This is a genomic window from Sphingomonas sp. GW821-FHT10F11, assembly GCF_058809095.1.
Map to the genome: position 1 here is coordinate 248,564 of NZ_JBXASH010000006.1, position 17,684 is coordinate 266,247.

A 17,684-nucleotide genomic window follows, 5' to 3' on the forward strand; every position below is an offset into this window, starting at 1 on the left:
TTGCTCAACGAAATGCGGGGATATGCGAACGCGTCGGGTCACACACGTATATAGGCCCCTTCCCTGAAGGGGGGGGTGGAAGATGTTACGCCTCTTCGCGTTCCAGCAATTCCCCGGCATCGAGGCCGAGCAGGGTGATGTGCGCCCGGATGCGCGGCCAGCTTTCGCGGATGAAATGATCGCGCTCGGCGAGGCGGAGCTTTTCGGCCGCGCCCGGCAGCACGAACATGCCGACGCCGCGACGGACCTCGACATAGCCGTCGTCCTGGAAGCTCTGATAGGCCTTGGCCACCGTCAGCGGGTTGGCGCCGTGCTCGGCCGCGAGCGCGCGAACCGAAGGAAGCTGGTCGCCCGCGCGAAAGTCGCCGCGCAGAATCGCGGCGGAAATCGTGCCGCGCAGCTTGATGTAAACGGGGCTGTCTTCGCTGTTCAGGGCTGTCATGGTGCAATAATACACCAATTACCCCCTGAGTCCAATGCTATGTCCAATATCGGACGATTTTGTCCGATTCCGGACGCGGACGCTCATCAAGCGGCTTTGACGGCGTGCCAATGAACACGAATCCCGCGATTTTTTCCGGCGCGGCACCAAAGGCGTCGCGCACCGAATCATTATAGGCGGGCCATCCGGTGAGCCATCCGCCGGCGAATCCGCTGGCGTGCACGGCATGGAGCAGGTTCATGCAGGCAGCCCCGGCCGACAGCTCCTGCTCCCAGAGCGGGATATGGCTTTCGGGCCTGGGCGCTGACAGCACGACCACCAGGGCCGGTGCCTGGCGGGCGAACTGGTCCATCGCCTCGATCTCGAGCCGCGAGGCCTGGGGGCGTTCGGCGCGATAGGCAGTGACGATCAGCTCGCTCAGCGCATCGCGGCGATCGGTCGGCACCACCACGAAGCGCCAGGGCGCGAGCTTGCCATGATCGGGCGTGCGCGCCGCGATCTCCACGATCCGGTCGAGCTGGGCCTGATCCGGACCGGGCGCGACGAGGTCGCGAGGCTTGCCCGAGCGGCGGGTGGAAAGGAGCGCGAGCGGGCTGCTGGTGTCGTTGAACATGGCCGCCATCTAGGGGCTCGGGCGGCGTATTTACACCCCGGCGGATGCCGCTAGGTTCGTTCCATCAGCACCGCCGCACTCGACGGCGGGAAGTTATTGAGGGAGCGAACAAAAAATGGTGGACACCCCGACCGCGGACAGCCCGCGAGAGCCGGATATCACCCATGTCAACCCGGCAAGCGACGCCGTCTGGTTCGGGCACCCCCCGCAACTCAAGCGATTGTTCACCACCGAGATGTGGGAACGCTTCGGCTATTACGGCATGCGGGCGATCCTCACCCTGTATCTCGCCAATCATTTCCTGTTCAACGACGAGACCTCGACCGGCATCTATGGCGGGTTCACCGCGCTCGTTTATCTGACGCCGCTGATCGGCGGCCTGATCGCCGACCAGTATCTCGGCTCCAAACGCACCGTGAAATTCGGCGCGATCATGATGGCGGTCGGTTATTTCACGCTCTGCTTCGGCGGCAGCGGCGCGACGCCCTTCGCGACGATCGACGGCCAGCGTTATGAGGTCGTCGTCGAAGGCAAGGGCGATGCCGGCAAGCAGTTCCTGATCGATCATGGGCAGAAGCTTCAGATCCGCGGCAATGACGACAAGAGCGTCTCGCTGCTGGCGACGGACGGGCACGAGGTACGCAAGATTGCGCCGAACGGCTTCAAGTCGGACGGCGAGCGCTCATCCTTCTTCGTGTTCATCATGCTGCTCGGTCTGTCGCTCGTCACGGTGGGCAACGGCTTCTTCAAACCGAACATCTCGACCATGGTCGGCGAACTCTATGCAAGCGGCGACCGCCGGCGCGATGCCGGATTCACGATGTTCTATATGGGCATCAATCTCGGCTCGCTGATCTCACAATTCTTCTGCCCGATCCTCGCCGAAGGCGTGGGCTGGTGGGCCGGCTTCGGCCTTGCCGCGGTCGGCATGACCTGTTCCTGGCTGCTGTTCCAGTTCGATGGCGGCCGGCTTACCGGCTATGGCGAGCGCCCGGACGACGCGCCGACCGACCGCGACTGGTGGATCTATGGCGGCGCGCTCGTCACCGTGCCTTTGGTCATCTTCCTGTTCTGGAACCTGATGAACTATGTCGCGCCGCCGGAAGGATCGGGCGTCATCGGTTATGTCCTCAACCTGCCGATCATGGGCAAGGCGCTGTTCGGCACCTTCCTGCTCGGTGTGCCCGCCATCCTGATCTGGTCCTTCATCAAGGGGAGCAAGGCCGAATTCCAGATGATGATGGCGGCGATGGTGCTGATCATCTTCAACGTGGTGTTCTGGACCCTGTTCGAGCAGGCCGGATCCTCGCTGACCCTGTTCGCCGCGCGCAACACCGTGCTGGAGATCGGCTGGACCGCGCCGCTGTTCGCGATGTTCCAGGCCATGCCGTTCACCTATTATCTGTTCTTCGCGGTGGTGATCGGCGGCGTCGCCTGGCTCGGCTTCTGGTTCTTCGCCTCGGGCGAGCAGGCGGAGACGCGGCGCATCCTGGCCATCGGCTTCGCCGTGGTCGCCGTGGCCGGCCTGATCGGCATGCACGTCGCCCGCACGCACGGGTTCGGCAGCGAAGCGGTCTATGTCATGCCGGCCGGGCAGACCCAGATCTTCAACGCTCTGTTCATCGTCATCTTCGCGCCGATCTTCAGCGTATTGTGGAACGCGCTGGCGAGGCGGGGGCTGGAACCGTCGATCCCGATCAAGTTCGCCATCGCGCTGATGGGCGTCGGCGCGGGTTTCCTGTTTCTCGTCTGGGGCACCCAGTTCGTCGGGAGCGATTTCAAGGTCGGCATGGCCTGGCTCGCCGGGCTGTACCTGATCCATTCGATCGCCGAACTCTGCATCTCGCCGGTCGGGCTGTCGATGATCACCAAATTGTCGATCGCGCGGATCGTCGGCATGATGATGGGCGTGTGGTTCCTGTCGATCTCGGTCGCGCAATATGTCGCCGGCGCGGTGGCGCAGGTGGCGAGCGTCGAGACGGTCGGCGGGCAGGTGACCAATCTCAAGGTCAGCCTGGAGACCTATACCGGCGTGTTCACGACGATCTCCTACATCGCGATCGGGCTTGGCCTGCTCCTCCTGCTGCTCTCCTGGCCGCTGAAGAAGTGGATGCACGGGGTCACCTGACGGCCGTCTCGCTCCTCGATTCAACCCATCGTGCGATTGCCGCACGCTTGAGCCGGACAGGAAACACACGCGCCCTGTCCGGCTCTTTGACATCATGAAAATGTTGGACGGTTTTTCCGCCGGAACAGCGGTAAAAACAGCGGGGTTTTCGCGCGAAAGCCGGCGATTTTCCCCTGTTATGCGGTAACAGGGAAAGCACCGTTCAAGTCTTTGGAAACAGGCCCGGATTCCGGGCCAGAAATCCAACATAACAGCGGTAAAAAAATTGAAACCGCGAATCGTCGGAAATGTTGGACGCTCAGGCGGCCTTGCGCAGGTCCAGCCGGCTCCAGATCTCGACCAGCGCCCCGGTCAGCTCGCGCATCATCGCTTCGTCATGGGCGGGGCCGGGGGTGAAGCGCAGCCGCTCGGTGCCGCGCGGCACCGTCGGGTAATTGATCGGCTGGACGTACACGCCGTACTCGGCGAGCAATATGTCGCTGATCTTCTTGGCCTTGACCGGATCGCCGACCATCAGCGGCACGATATGCGTGGTCGAGTTCATCACCGGAAGGCCCGCCTCGGCCATCATGCCCTTGAGCAAGGTCGCTGCGGCCTGCTGGCCCTCGCGCTCGACACCAGAGGCCTTGAGGTGGCGCACGCTCGCCAGCGCGCCGGCGACCAGCACCGGCGACAGCGAGGTGGTGAAGATGAAGCCCGGCGCATAGGAGCGGATCACGTCGATGATCGTCTGGTCGGCGGTGATGTACCCCCCCATCACCCCGAACGCCTTGCCCAGCGTGCCCTCGATGATGGTCAGCCGGTCGGCCACGCCGTCGCGCTCCGAGATGCCGCCGCCGCGCGCACCGTACATGCCGACGGCATGGACTTCGTCGAGATAGGTCAACGCGCTGTATTTGTCGGCGAGATCGCAGATCGCCGCGATCGGGGCGACATCGCCCTCCATCGAATAGACGCTCTCGAACGCGATCAGTTTCGGCGCGGCCGGATCGACCGCGGCGAGCAGCTCCTCCAGGTGATCGAGATCGTTATGGCGGAAGACATGCTTCTCGCAGCCCGAATTGCGGATGCCCGCGATCATCGAGGCATGGTTCATCTCGTCCGAGAAGATGATGCAGCCCGGCAGGATCTTGGCAAGCGTCGCAAGCGTCGCCTCGTTCGAGACATAGCCCGAGGTGAACAGCAACGCGCCTTCCTTGCCGTGGAGATCGGCGAGTTCGCCCTCCAGATCGACATGGTAATGTGTGTTGCCGCCGATATTGCGCGTGCCGCCGGAACCCGCGCCGACATCGTGCAGCGCCTCTTCCATCGCGGCGATCACCGCTGGATGCTGGCCCATGGCGAGATAGTCGTTCGAGCACCACACCGTGATCGGCTTCGGCCCGTTATGCCCGGCAAAGCAGCGCGCGTTCGGAAACGCACCCTTGTTGCGCAGGATGTCGATGAAGACGCGATAACGGCCCTCAACATGCAGGCGGTCAATCGCCTGGGTGAAGATGCGCGAGTAATCCACTCCCCGCAGCGCCGTTCCGTCCGCTTCCATGCCCGCCGCACTAGCGCGCGGCGCCAGGGATTTCCAGCGTTTTACGTACCCAAGATGTGCCCGAACCGGTGGAAAAAGAGGTGGCCCGCTTAGCTTCGCTCAAGCACGCCGCGCCGATTCATGCTATGGTGCGCCATCGCCGGGCCGATTGCCACGAGCATGCCCGCGACCGAGAGACGCGACGCGCTCCCGCTTGATGCAAGGAGCTTTGATCATGGCCGACCATATTCCAAGTGACGGAAAACAGGACTATTTCGCACGCCGGGCAGCGCAGGAGCGCGAGCTTGCCGGGCGGAGCGCCGACCGTTCGGCCCGCCTCGTCCATCACGAGCTGGCGAGTCGTTATGCCGTGCTGGCGGCCGAATCGGTCGAGGTACCGACGGAGTCCCCTAGAGCGTCTCAACCCGCATAAGGCCGTGGCGCGCGAGCGCCGGGGCGAGCGCACCGTGATCGGCATGGCCGGTGAACACCGCGACTCCGTCGCCCGGGCTGTCAGGCCATGACTGGCCCTGGGTGAGATACGCGACTCGCCGGGCAATGCCCTCCGACCCGTCGACGAAGCGCACCGCATGCGGCGCGGCGGCCGCCAGTTCCTCGACCACCAGCGGGAAATGGGTGCAGGCATTGACGATCACGTCGATGCGATCGCCGCCCGGCTGATCGAACAGGCCGGCGAGGATCGCGCGGTAGCGGTCGGACGGGGTGTCCTCTCCGCGCAGCTTCGCCTCGGCGAGCTGGACCAGCTCGGCCGATCCGTGACGCACCACCAGGCAATCGCTGGCGAAGCGCGCGGCGAGATCGTCGACATAGGGCTGGCGCACCGTCGCATCGGTGCCGAGCACGCCGATCGCGCGGGCCTTGCTCAATGCCGCAGCCGGCTTGATCGCGGGGACGGTGCCGACGATCGGCAGGTCGAGCGCGGCCCGCACCGCGGCCAGCGCGATGGTCGAGGCGGTGTTGCAGGCGATGACGATCAGTCGCGGATGATAGCGCTCCGCCAGCCGGCCGAGCAGGGCCGGTACGCGCGCCGCGATCTCGACCTCGCTCTTGGTGCCATAAGGGAAACCGGCCGAATCGGCGACATAGACGAAGGGCGCCCCGGGCAGCAGCGCGCGGGTCGGCCCGAGCACGGAAAGCCCGCCCACCCCGGAATCGAAGAACAGGATGGGTCGTGTATCCGTCACAAGCGCGATGTAACGCGGGCGCGGGGTTTGACAATGCCCGGTACTTGAACCCGGGCATCGCCCATCCGACCTGATAGAGGTTGTTGGCGCCCCACCCGGATCGGGCTATGCTGGCTGTCACTTGGGGGCTGATCCATTTGCCGACCGAAACTGTCTGGATGGCGCCGGCGGGCGCGCTGCTGCTGGGGTATCTGCTTGGCTCGATTCCGTTCGGGCTGATTCTCACCCGCGCCTTCGGTGCCGGCGACCTGCGCCAGATCGGGTCGGGCAATATCGGCGCGACCAATGTGCTGCGCACCGGGCGCAAGGGACTGGCGGCGGCGACTCTGTTGCTCGACGCGGCCAAGGGGTTCGCGGCGGTGGCGATCGTCGAGGCGCTGTGGCCGGGCAACGGCGTACTCGCCGCGGCGGCGGCGTTCCTCGGCCATGTCTATCCGGTCTGGCTCAAATTCCGCGGCGGCAAGGGCGTGGCGACGATGATGGGCATCGTGCTCGCGCTGCACTGGCCCTGTGCCGTCGTGTATGCGCTGGTCTGGCTCGGGCTGCTCGCCCTGCTGCGCTTCTCCTCGCTGGCGGGCATGACCGCCGCGTTCAGCGCACCGTTGAGCGCCGCTTTCTTTTCCGCCTTCGATATCGTGCTGCCGTTGCTCGCACTGGCGCTGCTGGTGCTGTGGAAGCACCGCGAGAATATCGAGCGGCTGCTCAACGGCACCGAACCCAAGGTCGGCGCCAGGAGTGCGTGACGATCCGCCGCGCAATGCCGCGGCTGCGGTCGCGCGCCTCAGGCTGATCCGCACCTCGCAGATCGGCCCCGTCACCTATCGCCAACTGATCGAGCGCTTCGGCGACGCCGCGACCGCGATCGACGCGCTTCCCGAACTCGCGGCGCGCGGCGGCGGCAAGGCGCCCGTCGTCGCGCCACCCGCGATCGCCGAACGCGAGCTGGCGACCGCGGCGAAACTCGGCGCCCGTCATGTCTTCATCGACGACGCCGATTACCCAGCGCTGCTGGCCGAGCTGGACGACGCACCGCCCGCCATGATGGTGCGCGGCGATATCGGCCTGGCACAGCGCCCGACGATCGCGATGGTCGGCGCACGCAATGCGTCCGCAGCGGCATGCCGGTTCGCGCGGCAATTGGCGGTCGAGCTTGGGCGCGAGGACGTCACGATCGTGTCCGGGCTAGCACGGGGCGTCGACACCGCCGCTCATGTCGGATCGATTGACGGCGGGACGATCGCGGTGATCGCGGGCGGCATCGACATCGCGTATCCGCCCGAAAATGCCGCGCTGCAGGAAGCCATTGCCACGCGCGGCCTGCTGATCGCCGAACAGCCGCCCGGCACCGAACCCCGGGCACGCCATTTCCCCTATCGCAACAGGATCATCGCCGGGCTGGCGCAGGGCACGGTGGTGGTCGAGGCGGCCCCGAAATCGGGATCGCTGATCACCGCGCGCCTGGCCGGCGAAATGGGACGCGAGGTGATGGCGGTGCCCGGATCCCCGCTCGACCCCAGGGCGCAAGGCTGCAACGGCCTGATCCGCGACGGCGCGACGCTGATCCAGTCGGCCGCCGATATCCTGGAGCTGATCCGCCCGATCGACCCGCGCATGGTGCGCGCGCCCGGATCGTGCTTCGGCGGGCAGCCGCCCGAGGATGCGAGCGATGCCGACCGGGGCGCGGTGACCGGGCTACTCGGCCCGGTGCCGGTCGCGATCGACGAGCTGATCCGGCAATCCGGGCTTTCATCGATGATCGTCCAGACCGTGCTGCTCGAGCTGGAACTGGCCGGGCGGCTGGAACGCCATGCCGGCGGGAGGGTGAGCTTGATGTGAGCCTGACGCCCAACCAGATTCGATCGGATCGATTCAAAAGGCCGGGAGTTCCGCTATCCCACCATCGCCTTCCGCCCGCTTGACGCCGCCCCGAACACCTCTCCATCCTCGCGCGTACACGTAAGGACGCCTCAAAACCCATGCAGCTTGTCATCGTCGAATCGCCCGCCAAGGCGAAGACCATCGAGAAATATCTGGGCTCCGACTATCGCGTTCTCGCGAGCTACGGCCATGTCCGCGACCTGCCCGCCAAGGACGGTTCGGTCGACCCGGACGACGGCTTTTCGATGGAGTGGGAAAATTACGCCGACAAGTCGAAGCAGCTCAAGGCGATCACCGACGAGGCGAAGAAGGCCGATCGCCTGATCCTCGCGACCGACCCTGACCGCGAGGGCGAGGCGATCAGCTGGCATGTCCAGGAAGTGCTGCGCGGGCGCAAGGCGTTGCCGAAGGAAGTCGAGCGCGTCACCTTCAACGCCATCACCAAGGCGACGGTGACCGAGGCGATGAAGCATCCGCGCGAGCTGGATACGGATCTGATCGACGCCTATCGGGCGCGCCGCGCGCTCGACTATCTGGTCGGCTTCACCTTGTCGCCGGTGCTATGGCGCAAGCTGCCGGGCGCGAAATCGGCCGGGCGCGTCCAGTCGGTCGCGCTGCGCATCATCGTCGACCGCGAGCGCGAGATCGAGGCGTTCCGGGCGCAGGAATATTGGTCGGTGACGGCCGACATGGAGCAGGACGGCACGCCCTTCACCGCGCGGCTCGTCACCTTCGAGGGCAAGAAGCTCGACCGGCTGTCGATCGGCGAGCAAGGCACCGCGCTGCAGGCGAAACAGGCAGTCGAGGAAGGGCGGTTCAGCGTCCAGACGATCGAGGTCAAGCCAGCCACGCGCAACCCGCCGCCGCCCTTCACCACCTCCACCCTGCAGCAGGAGGCTGCGCGGAAACTCGGCTTCTCGGCCGACCACACGATGCGCATCGCCCAGGGTCTCTACGAGGACGGCGCGATCACCTATATGCGGACCGACGGTGTGCAGATGGACGGATCGGCCATCTCGGCCGCGCGGAAAGCGATCGCCGACCGCTATGACGCGGGCTATGTCCCGGACAAGCCGCGGATGTACCAGACCAAGGCCAAGAATGCCCAGGAAGCGCATGAGGCGATCCGCCCGACCGATTTCGGCCGCGACAAGCTTGGCGGCGGCGACCATGCCCGGCTCTACGACCTGATCTTCAAGCGCGCGCTGGCCAGCCAGATGGCGTCAGCGCGCATGGAGCGGACCACGGTCGAGCTGACCGACGGATCGGGCCAGACGGGCCTGCGTGCGACCGGGCAGGTCGTGCTCTTCCCCGGCTATCTCGCGCTCTATGAGGAAGGCACCGACGACAGCGCGGATGAGGATTCGCGTCGCCTGCCGCGCATGCGCGAGGGCGATGCGCCGGCCAAGAAGGCGGTCAATGCCGAACAGCATTTCACCCAGCCGCCGCCGCGCTTCTCCGAAGCGTCGCTGGTCAAACGTCTGGAAGAGCTCGGCATCGGTCGCCCGTCGACCTATGCCTCGATCATCAAGACGCTGAAGGACCGCGCCTATGTGCGGGTCGAGAAGAACCGCTTCTTCGCCGAGGAGAGCGGGCGTCTGGTGACCGCGTTCCTCGAGCGCTTCTTCGAGAAATATGTCGGCTATGATTTCACCGCCGGGCTCGAGGATGAGCTCGACGAGGTCTCGGGCGGCCGCGCGCAGTGGCAGGCAGTGCTCGAATCCTTCTGGAAGGACTTCAAGCCGCGCACCACCGAGGTGATGGAGCAGAAGCCGTCCGAGGTGACCGCGGCGCTCGACAAGTTCCTCGAGCCCTATCTCTTCCCGGCCAGGGCCGATGGCGGTGACCCGCGGCTCTGCCCCAATTGCGGCCAGGGCCAGCTCGCGCTGCGCGGCGGCAAGTTCGGCGCGTTCGTCGCTTGCTCCAACTATCCTGACTGCAAATATACCCGTCGCTTCGGCCAGCCCGGCAGCGAGGGCGATGCCGGCGATACCGGTCCCGAAGTGATGGGTCAGGATCCGGAGACGGGCGCCGAGGTGACCAAACGCAGCGGGCGGTTCGGCCCCTATGTCCAGCTTGGCGAGGGCAAAGAGGCCAAGCGCGCGTCGATCCCCAAGGACGTGCCGGGTGAGGATTTCGGGCTCGAATGGGCGCTGAAGCTGCTCAGCCTGCCGCGCACCGTGGGCATACATCCGGAAAGCGGCAACCCGATCACCGCGTCGATCGGCCGCTATGGTCCGTACCTTGCGCATGACGGCAAATATGCCCGGCTGACCTCGACCGCCGAGGTGTTCGAGACCGGCATGAACGCCGCCGTGGTCAAGCTGGCCGAAGCCGCGGCCGGTGGCGGGCGCCCGCAGCGCGGCAGCCGCGAGCCGCTCAAGATCCTGGGCAAGCACCCGCGCACCGAGGCAGAGATCAGGCTGATGGAGGGGCGGTTCGGCCCCTATGTCACCGACGGCGAGACCAATGCGACCCTGCCCAAGTCAGTCCAGCAGGACCAGCTGACGTTGGAGGAAGCAGCCCAGCTGATCGATGCGCGCGCCGCCGCGGCGCCGGCGAAGAAGGGCAAGAAGAAGCCGGCGGCGAAAAAGGCCCCGGCCAAGAAGGCGGCGCCCAAGGCAGCAGCGAAGAAGGCGCCCGCCAGGAAGGCCGCCGCTAAATAACCGTCATGCCGGACTCGTTCCGGGGTGACGAAGTGTGCGGATCAGCCCATGTCGGGCATCAACACCCTGACCGCGAGCCAGACCGCCAGACCGAGCAAGATCAGCAGCGTGACGACGATGCCGATCGAACGTGCGGGCTTGGGCGGTCCTGGCGGGTTGAACAGGCCGATAGCGTTGAGCAGGCGCGCGCCGACAAAGGCGGCGGCGGCGATCGAGAGGGCGGTTGCGTTGGCCCCGCCGATTTCGAGCAGGGCGATCAGGATGATCCCGACCGGCGCATATTCGGTGAGGTTGCCATGGGCGCGAATGGCGCAATTCAGCTCATGCTGGCCGGCATCACCATAGGCGGCGCTGTGCTTCATGCGCATCCGGATCGTGGTGATCGACAGAAAGACCAGCAGCAGCGCAAGCGCGGCCGCGGTGAGAGCGGTGATCGTGAGGTGCATTGTCCCCCTCCATTATCGTTGCGGAGGCGGTTCTATCCCTTTTGCAGCGCCACGTCGATTTGGGCGTCGATCAGGCCGCGCGGCGCGCCGTCAGATGGAGCCAGGCACGTGCCGCCTTTTGCGCTTCGGCGATCTCGCGCGCGGTCATGTCCTCGGCGATCTCGCTGCGGCAGGCCTGGGCCGCATCGCTGCCCGCGACCGCGGCCAGGTTGAACCATTTATGCGCTTCGATCAGATCGACATCGATGCCGGCGGCGCCGCTCGAATAGACCATGCCGAGATCGTAGAACGCGTCCATGTCACCGCGGGCCGCGTCGGCCAATCGGCTGTCAATTAGGAACTGCGCACTCTTCAGGCTGCTGCCCATGATCTTAACCCCTGTTAACCATCCCTGTCGGGCGACTTTGGGGTCAAGATTTCAACAAATGGTTAACGTCGATTAGGCATATCTCCGGTCAGACCGCGATATTGTCGATCAGACGGGTCGTGCCCATCTTCGCGGCTGCCAGCAGGCGGCGCGGGCGATCTGGATCGGGGCCTTCCTGAAGCGTCTCGGCATCGACCAAGGTGATATAGTCGACCTCGAACCCGGCGGCGATCAGCGACTCCCGCGCGGTGGCCAGCACCGCCTCTACATCGTCGCCCTTGCCGATGCCCTTCGCCGCCACGCCGAGCGCGCGCGGCAGCGCCACCGCCCGGCTGCGCTGGTCGTCGTCGAGATAGACGTTGCGCGACGACAGGGCGAGGCCGTCATCCTCGCGCTGAGTGGGCAGACCCATGATCTCGATCCCGAAATCGAGATCGGCGACCATGCGGCGGATCACCGCGAGCTGCTGATAATCCTTCTCGCCGAACCAGGCGATGTCAGGGCGGACCTGGTTGAACAGCTTCGACACGACCGTCGCGACTCCGTCGAAATGGCCGGGCCGGGCGGCGCCGTCGAGCCCTTCGCTGACGCCGGCGACCGAGACGCTGGTCGCGAACTCTTCCGGATACATCGCCTCTACCGGGGGCATCCAGAGCAGGTCGCAGCCCGCCTCTTTCAGCATGCGTGTGTCGGCTGTCTCCTTGCGGGGGTAGCGCGACAGATCCTCGTTGGGGCCGAACTGCTTGGGGTTGACGAAGATCGACGCGACCACGCGCGTGCCGGGACGCTTCGCCGCCTCGATCAGCGCCATATGGCCGGCGTGAAGCGCGCCCATGGTCGGGACCAGCGCGATGGTCGCGCCCTCGCTGCGGAAGGCAGCAATCCCGGCGCGGAGCAGATCGAGGTGACGGATGGTTTGCACGCGTGAAGGGCCTTCGATAAGGACGAGTGAGGACGGGGCGGGCCTTCTATGGGGGGCAGCGCGACCGATCAATACGGCCAATCATCAGGGACACGAGCGACTTGTCGACGGTTGCACTAAAGCCACACGTGATCGTGTTCGCCAACGAGAAGGGCGGGACGGGCAAATCGACCACCGCCGTCCATGTCGCCATTGCGCTGCAGGCGCGCGGCGCGCGGGTTTCCGTGCTCGATCTCGACCACCGTCAGCGGACGACGGGCCGCTATCTCGACAATCGCATGGCCACTGCCAAGCGCACCGGCCGCGACCTGAACGTCCCCCGTCACGCGACTCATGACGGCGAGAGCCTGGCGCGATTCACCGAGGCGCTCGACGCGCTCTCCGAAAGCGCAGACTTCCTGGTGATCGACACGCCGGGCCGCGACGACCGCTTCGCGCGGATGGCGGCACAGAAGGCCGACACTCTGGTCACGCCGATGAACGACAGCTTCGTCGATTTCGACCTGATCGGCCAGGTCGACCCGGTGACCTACAAGGTGACTCGCCCGAGCTTCTATGCCGAGCTGATCTGGGACGCGCGCAAGGCCCGCGCCAAGGCGGACGGATCGACGATCGACTGGGTCGTGTTGCGCAACCGGGTCCAGCATATCGAGGCGCGCAACATGCGCCGCGTGTCCGAGGCACTCGACCAGCTCGCCAAGCGGGTCGGCTTCCGCATCATCCCGGGGCTCGGCGAACGCGTGATCTACCGCGAGCTGTTCCCCAAAGGGCTGACCATGCTCGACGCGCGCGAGTTCGGCGAGATGGGCCTGGCCCATGTCGCCGCGCGCCAGGAGCTGCGCGAGATGATGGCGGCGCTTGGACTGCCCGAGCCCGCAATGCCATTGTTCGCCTGATGGCGAAGATCCTCTTTATCGGCCTGGTGCTGTTCGGCCTGTGGCTGTTGCTGCGCAAGACCGCGCCCGCGCCGCCGATCGACGAAAAGGAGGCGCGCGCCATCCTGGGGGTCGACCGGACCGCCGATCCGGAGGCGATCCGCGCCGCGCATCGCCGCCTGGTCGCGGCCGTCCACCCCGACCGCGGCGGATCGACCGAACTGGCGCGGCGGATCAACGCCGCGCGCGACGTGCTGCTCAAAAAGCGCGACTGACCTTTCCTTGCAATGAACTTTCCGGGCGCTCGCCGATTGGGCGCTCGACATCATGACCGGAGGACCGATGACTCACCGCTTCGACCCCACTTCCCTACGCGAATATGACATCCGCGGCATCGTCGGTAAGACGCTCGGCCCGGCCGATGCCACTGCGATCGGCCGCGGCTTCGCGACGCGGGTGCGCCGCGCCGGCGGCACGCGCGTGGCGGTCGGCTATGATGGCCGCGTCTCCTCGCCCGAGCTCGAGGCGGCGCTGATCGCCGGCCTGACCGCGAGCGGCGTGGATGTCGTCCGCGTCGGCATGGGGCCGACGCCGATGCTCTACTATGCCGAGGCGATCCTCGAAGTAGACGGCGGCATCCAGATCACCGGCAGCCATAACCCGGGCGATTACAACGGCTTCAAGATGGTGCTGCAGCACCTGCCGTTCTTCGGCACCGATATCCAGGACCTGGGCCGGCTCGCAGAGGAAGGCGACTGGGAAGAGGGTGAAGGCACCGTCTCCGACTTCCACATCGAAGACGATTATATCGGTCGGCTGATGGCGGGCTATGCCGGCGGCGCCTATCGGATCGGCTGGGACGCGGGCAATGGCGCTGCCGGACCGGTGATCGAAAAGCTGACCAAATTGCTGCCGGGCGAGCATCATCTGCTGTTCACCGAGGTGGACGGCACCTTCCCCAATCATCATCCCGACCCGACCGAGGAGAAGAACCTTGCCGACCTGAAGCGGCTCGTCGCCGAGAAGCAGCTCGATTTCGGTCTGGCGTTCGACGGCGACGGCGACCGGATCGGCGCGATCGACGGCCAGGGCCGGGTGATCTGGGGCGATCAGCTGCTCTCCATCCTGGCCGAGCCGGTGCTGAAGGAACTGCCCGGATCGACGATCATCGCCGATGTGAAGGCGAGCCAGGCGCTGTACGACCGGATCGCCGAGCTGGGCGGGGAACCGCTGATGTGGAAGACCGGCCACAGCCTGATCAAGATGAAGATGAAGGAGACCGACTCCCCGCTCGCCGGCGAGATGAGCGGGCACATCTTCTTCGCGCATGACTATTATGGGTTCGACGACGCGCAGTACGCCGCGGTGCGGCTGATCCGCGCGGTGCACATGATCGGCAAGTCGATGACCGAGATCCGCGGCGCCATGCCGGCGATGGTCAACACGCCCGAGATGCGTTTCCAGGTCGATGAAAGCCGCAAGTTCGCGGTGGTCGACGAAGTGCTCGACCGGCTCGAGGCCGAGGGCGCCGAGGTCAACCGCACCGATGGCGCGCGGGTCAGCACGCCCGACGGCTGGTGGCTGCTCCGTGCCTCGAACACCCAGGACGTGCTGGTCGCGCGCGCCGAGGCGAAGGACCAGGCCGGGCTCGACCGGCTGATGGCGATGATCGACGCGCAGCTTGCCGCGAGCGGGATCGTGCGCGGGGAACAGGCGGGGCATTGAGCCCTTTCAAGCCCCTCCCTTTCGGAGGAGGGGCTTCAAGAGGCTGGCATTTCGCCGCCCAAGCCGCCACCTAAGGGCGATGCCCCCGCCGCCCCAGCTCATTCGCGTCGTCGATCTCGAAACCACCGGCCCGGCGCCCCCGGCGCACGGTGTGTGCGAGATCGGGTGGCAGGATGTCGCTTTGGGAGAGGACGGGCGCTGGGACCTGCACGGCGAGGGCGGCAGCAGGCTGGTCAATCCCGGCCGCCAGATCCCGCCGATTACCCAGGCGATCCACCATATCCTCGACGAACAGGTCGCCGACGCGCCCTATTGGCACGATGTCGCGCGTGCCGTGCTCGATCCGTGGCCGCGCCGCCTGGCGCTGGCCGCGCACCGCGCCACCGCCGAGCTCGAATTCTGTACCCCCGCCCTGACGCGCAACGCCGACTGGGTATGCACCTGGAAATGCGCGATGCGGCTGTGGCCGGATTGCCCGAGCTTCTCCAACCAGGTGCTGCGCTACTGGCGCAAGCCCGAGGGGATCGAGCATGAGCGCGGCCTGCCCGCGCACCGCGCTTTCCCCGACGCCTATGTCACCGCCTTCCATCTGCGCGACATGCTCAACCAGGTCGGGCTGCCGCAGCTGATCGAGTGGTCCAACCTGCCGGGTCTGCTCCCCCGAGTCCGCCAGGGGCCCGATCGCGGCAAGGATTGGCGCGAGATCGAAGACGAATCGCTCGCGCGCTTCCTGGGCGACCGCGACATCGACGTGCGCTTCACCGCCGAAACCGAACTGGCGCGGCGCCGCGGTGGCGGCGCGGTCGGCCGGACGACGCTGCAGGGCGCCCTGTTCTAGAATCGTTCCCGAATCGAAACGACCTGATAAATGTGGGGGCCGCTGATGCTGGCGTTCCCGGATTTGCGACTCTAGAAACACGCATGGTCGAAAAGCCGATGTTCGAAGGGATCGCCCGGCGGTTCGGGTGGGCGGACCAGTCGATGGGCCGTTTCCTGATCGGCTGTATGGTGATCGGCTTCGCCAGCCTGATCGCTGCGGGCATCGCCGCGATCTGGTCGACCGGCCGCAACCAGGAACATATTCGCGCGGTCAACCACACTTACGAGGTGGAACTGGCCATCGCCCGCGCCAACATTCTGGTCGAGCAGGCGGAATCGGTACGGCGCGGCTATATCATCGCGAACCAGGCGGAATATCTGACCAGCTACAAGACGATCGCCGCGCAGATTCCCGATGCCCTGCGGCGTATCGATGCGCTGACTGCCGACAACCCCCGGGAAAAGGCCAATCTCGCCCGGTTGCGCCGGCTGGTCGCCGCGATCGAGAAGCGCCGCGACATCACCAATAGACTGGTCGAGGCTGGACGGATCGATGAGGCGATCCACGCCTTCACCGACGAGACCACGGCACGCCGAATGCGCGGCATCCGCGATCTCGGCAAGGCGATGGAAGGCGAGGAGCAGCGGCTACTCGCGATCCGCGATGCCGAGCAGCAGGCAAGCGTGCGGACCTTCTATACGACAATCGGCATTGCCGGTGCGCTCCTGCTGTTCGTCGCCATGGCATCGCTGCTGACCATCATGCGCTACACGCGCGATCTCGCCGCCTCGCGCGATGCGCTCCGGGACTTCGCCGAATCGCTCGAGGAACTGATCGCCGAGCGCACCGCCGACCTGACCCGCGCGAACGAGGAGATCCAGCGCTTCGCCTATATCGTCAGCCATGATCTGCGCGCGCCGCTGGTCAATGTGATGGGCTTCACCGCCGAGCTGGACGCCGCCGCCGCCGCGATCACCGCGATGATCGAGCGCGCCGAGGCCGAGGCGCCGGGCGTCGTCAGCGATGAAGCCCGCACCGCCGCCCGGCAGGAGCTGCCCGAGGCGATCCGCTTCATCCGCACCTCGAGCGAGAAGATGGAGCGGCTGATCAACGCGATCCTCAAGCTGTCACGCGAGGGCCGCCGCATCATCGTGCCCGAACGGATCGAAATGAACGCCCTGATCGGATCGGTCGGCGCGAGCCTGCAGCATCTGATCGACGATCACGACGCCCGCCTGGTCATCGAAGGCATTTTGCCCGACATCGTCAGCGACCGGCTGGCACTCGAGCAGATCTTCTCCAACCTGATCGAGAATGCGGTGAAATATCTGCGGCCCGGCCGGCCCGGGCTGATCGAGGTGCGCGGCACGCGGCACGGCGGGCGGGTGACGCTCGAGGTCAGCGACAATGGCCGCGGCATCGCGCCCGCCGACCATGCCCGGGTGTTCGACCTGTTCCGCCGATCCGGAAATCAGGACCAACCGGGCGAAGGCATCGGCCTGGCGCATGTGCGTGCCTTGGCGTACCGGCTCGGCGGCGTTATCGACGTTCGGTCGGACATCGGAAAAGGCGCGACATTTCGTCTGTCGCTTCCCGCCACGCTCTCCGAGGGACAGGGGTATTAGATGAACGATCACCACTCAGTCGGCATCGTGATGATCGAGGACGACGAAGGTCATGCACGGCTGATCGAGAAGAACATCCGTCGCGCGGGCATCCTCAACGAGATCGTCCATTTCACCGACGGCACGCGGGCGATCGACTATCTGTTCAACCATGAGAAGGGCCCGGCACTGGGCGGCCCGGCGCTCGTCCTGCTCGATCTCAACCTGCCGGACATGAGCGGCGCCGACATCCTGGTGAAGATCAAGGGCGCGCCGGCGCTGCGGCGCACCCCCGTGGTCGTGCTGACCACCACCGACGACAAGGTCGAGATCGAGCGCTGCTATGATCTCGGCGCAAACGTCTACATCACCAAGCCGGTCAATTACGAAAGCTTCGCCCAGGCGATCCGGCAGCTCGGCCTGTTCCTGTCCGTGATCAAGGTCCCCGACGCGGAAACCCAGCAGGCCTGA

At 66.0% G+C, this 17,684-nt stretch carries 17 protein-coding genes; 10 read left to right on the forward strand and 7 right to left on the reverse strand.

Going from position 1 to position 17,684, the window contains the following annotated elements:
• Nucleotides 1-85 precede the first annotated feature (85 nt).
• Together AC1RT8_RS18260 and AC1RT8_RS18265 are read right to left on the reverse strand one after the other, a co-directional pair.
• The gene (locus tag AC1RT8_RS18260; RefSeq protein WP_493077210.1) at nt 86-442 is read right to left on the reverse strand and encodes a GntR family transcriptional regulator; all 357 of its coding nucleotides are present in this window, start codon (nt 440-442) and stop codon (nt 86-88) included.
• Between the two features lie 37 nt (nt 443-479).
• On the reverse strand, nt 480-1,055 hold the full coding sequence (locus AC1RT8_RS18265) for a nitroreductase family protein (RefSeq protein WP_493077301.1): 576 nt from the start codon (nt 1,053-1,055) through the stop codon (nt 480-482).
• 115 nt (nt 1,056-1,170) lie between these two features.
• On the opposite strand from AC1RT8_RS18265, the gene AC1RT8_RS18270 reads away from it, so the two are divergent.
• A complete protein-coding gene (locus AC1RT8_RS18270; RefSeq protein WP_493077212.1) occupies nt 1,171-3,183 on the forward strand; it encodes a peptide MFS transporter in 2,013 nt (670 codons plus the stop codon).
• A gap of 298 nt (nt 3,184-3,481) precedes the next feature.
• On the opposite strand, the gene hemA is transcribed toward AC1RT8_RS18270, so the two are convergent.
• Together hemA and murI are read right to left on the reverse strand one after the other, a co-directional pair.
• Nucleotides 3,482-4,726: a 5-aminolevulinate synthase gene (gene hemA / locus AC1RT8_RS18275; protein WP_493077213.1), complete on the reverse strand. Its 1,245-nt coding sequence runs from the start codon at nt 4,724-4,726 to the stop codon at nt 3,482-3,484.
• Nucleotides 4,727-5,115: 389 nt separating this feature from the next.
• Complete coding sequence (gene murI / locus AC1RT8_RS18280; RefSeq protein WP_493077215.1) at nt 5,116-5,910, reverse strand: glutamate racemase; 795 nt, start codon at nt 5,908-5,910, stop codon at nt 5,116-5,118.
• A 158-nt stretch (nt 5,911-6,068) separates the two neighbouring features.
• Here murI and plsY point away from each other — a divergent pair, with 158 nt between their 5' ends.
• From plsY to topA, 3 genes are all read left to right on the forward strand, one after another.
• The gene (gene plsY / locus AC1RT8_RS18285; RefSeq protein WP_493077302.1) at nt 6,069-6,653 is read left to right on the forward strand and encodes a glycerol-3-phosphate 1-O-acyltransferase PlsY; all 585 of its coding nucleotides are present in this window, start codon (nt 6,069-6,071) and stop codon (nt 6,651-6,653) included.
• On the forward strand, nt 6,646-7,746 hold the full coding sequence (dprA, locus tag AC1RT8_RS18290) for a DNA-processing protein DprA (protein WP_493077217.1): 1,101 nt from the start codon (nt 6,646-6,648) through the stop codon (nt 7,744-7,746). The genes plsY and dprA overlap by 8 nt, the downstream gene beginning before the upstream one ends.
• Nucleotides 7,747-7,886: 140 nt before the next feature.
• Nucleotides 7,887-10,454, forward strand: a complete 2,568-nt coding sequence (topA, locus tag AC1RT8_RS18295; RefSeq protein WP_493077218.1) for a type I DNA topoisomerase — start codon at nt 7,887-7,889, stop codon at nt 10,452-10,454.
• 41 nt (nt 10,455-10,495) lie between these two features.
• Here the strand turns inward: topA and AC1RT8_RS18300 are convergent, their stop codons facing one another.
• The 3 genes from AC1RT8_RS18300 to panC form a co-directional block, all read right to left on the reverse strand.
• The gene (locus AC1RT8_RS18300; RefSeq protein ID WP_493077220.1) at nt 10,496-10,900 is read right to left on the reverse strand and encodes an MAPEG family protein; all 405 of its coding nucleotides are present in this window, start codon (nt 10,898-10,900) and stop codon (nt 10,496-10,498) included.
• A gap of 70 nt (nt 10,901-10,970) precedes the next feature.
• Nucleotides 10,971-11,267, reverse strand: coding sequence for a hypothetical protein (locus AC1RT8_RS18305; RefSeq protein ID WP_493077222.1), 297 nt, complete (start codon nt 11,265-11,267; stop codon nt 10,971-10,973).
• 88 nt (nt 11,268-11,355) lie between these two features.
• Nucleotides 11,356-12,189, reverse strand: coding sequence for a pantoate--beta-alanine ligase (gene panC, locus AC1RT8_RS18310; RefSeq protein WP_493077224.1), 834 nt, complete (start codon nt 12,187-12,189; stop codon nt 11,356-11,358).
• A 101-nt stretch (nt 12,190-12,290) separates the two neighbouring features.
• Between panC and AC1RT8_RS18315 the strand changes: the two genes are divergently transcribed.
• The 6 genes from AC1RT8_RS18315 to AC1RT8_RS18340 all read left to right on the forward strand — a co-directional run bounded on the left by AC1RT8_RS18315 (nt 12,291) and on the right by AC1RT8_RS18340 (nt 17,684).
• Nucleotides 12,291-13,085, forward strand: coding sequence for a division plane positioning ATPase MipZ (locus AC1RT8_RS18315; protein ID WP_493077225.1), 795 nt, complete (start codon nt 12,291-12,293; stop codon nt 13,083-13,085).
• Nucleotides 13,085-13,339, forward strand: coding sequence for a DnaJ domain-containing protein (locus AC1RT8_RS18320; RefSeq protein WP_493077227.1), 255 nt, complete (start codon nt 13,085-13,087; stop codon nt 13,337-13,339). The genes AC1RT8_RS18315 and AC1RT8_RS18320 overlap by 1 nt, the downstream gene beginning before the upstream one ends.
• A gap of 67 nt (nt 13,340-13,406) precedes the next feature.
• The gene (gene pgmG / locus AC1RT8_RS18325; RefSeq protein WP_493077304.1) at nt 13,407-14,789 is read left to right on the forward strand and encodes a phosphoglucomutase/phosphomannomutase PgmG; all 1,383 of its coding nucleotides are present in this window, start codon (nt 13,407-13,409) and stop codon (nt 14,787-14,789) included.
• 79 nt (nt 14,790-14,868) lie between these two features.
• Nucleotides 14,869-15,627 carry a 3'-5' exonuclease gene (locus tag AC1RT8_RS18330; RefSeq protein ID WP_493077228.1) on the forward strand — a complete coding sequence of 253 codons (759 nt, stop codon included), beginning with the start codon at nt 14,869-14,871 and terminating at the stop codon, nt 15,625-15,627.
• 83 nt (nt 15,628-15,710) lie between these two features.
• A complete protein-coding gene (locus AC1RT8_RS18335) occupies nt 15,711-17,234 on the forward strand; it encodes a sensor histidine kinase (RefSeq protein WP_493077230.1) in 1,524 nt (507 codons plus the stop codon).
• The gene (locus AC1RT8_RS18340; RefSeq protein ID WP_493077231.1) at nt 17,235-17,684 is read left to right on the forward strand and encodes a response regulator; all 450 of its coding nucleotides are present in this window, start codon (nt 17,235-17,237) and stop codon (nt 17,682-17,684) included.

Excerpts from the sequence above, each read along its gene's own strand:
- AC1RT8_RS18260 (WP_493077210.1), bottom strand. The coding sequence starts at position 442 with ATGACAGCCCTGAACAGCGAAGACAGCCCCGTTTACATCAAGCTGCGC.
- AC1RT8_RS18265 (WP_493077301.1), bottom strand. The coding sequence starts at position 1,055 with ATGTTCAACGACACCAGCAGCCCGCTCGCGCTCCTTTCCACCCGCCGC.
- AC1RT8_RS18270 (WP_493077212.1), top strand. The coding sequence starts at position 1,171 with ATGGTGGACACCCCGACCGCGGACAGCCCGCGAGAGCCGGATATCACC.
- hemA (WP_493077213.1), bottom strand. The coding sequence starts at position 4,726 with ATGGAAGCGGACGGAACGGCGCTGCGGGGAGTGGATTACTCGCGCATC.
- plsY (WP_493077302.1), top strand. The coding sequence starts at position 6,069 with ATGGCGCCGGCGGGCGCGCTGCTGCTGGGGTATCTGCTTGGCTCGATT.
- topA (WP_493077218.1), top strand. The coding sequence starts at position 7,887 with ATGCAGCTTGTCATCGTCGAATCGCCCGCCAAGGCGAAGACCATCGAG.
- AC1RT8_RS18300 (WP_493077220.1), bottom strand. The coding sequence starts at position 10,900 with ATGCACCTCACGATCACCGCTCTCACCGCGGCCGCGCTTGCGCTGCTG.
- AC1RT8_RS18305 (WP_493077222.1), bottom strand. The coding sequence starts at position 11,267 with ATGGGCAGCAGCCTGAAGAGTGCGCAGTTCCTAATTGACAGCCGATTG.
- AC1RT8_RS18320 (WP_493077227.1), top strand. The coding sequence starts at position 13,085 with ATGGCGAAGATCCTCTTTATCGGCCTGGTGCTGTTCGGCCTGTGGCTG.
- pgmG (WP_493077304.1), top strand. The coding sequence starts at position 13,407 with ATGACTCACCGCTTCGACCCCACTTCCCTACGCGAATATGACATCCGC.
- AC1RT8_RS18330 (WP_493077228.1), top strand. The coding sequence starts at position 14,869 with ATGCCCCCGCCGCCCCAGCTCATTCGCGTCGTCGATCTCGAAACCACC.
- AC1RT8_RS18335 (WP_493077230.1), top strand. The coding sequence starts at position 15,711 with ATGGTCGAAAAGCCGATGTTCGAAGGGATCGCCCGGCGGTTCGGGTGG.
- AC1RT8_RS18340 (WP_493077231.1), top strand. The coding sequence starts at position 17,235 with ATGAACGATCACCACTCAGTCGGCATCGTGATGATCGAGGACGACGAA.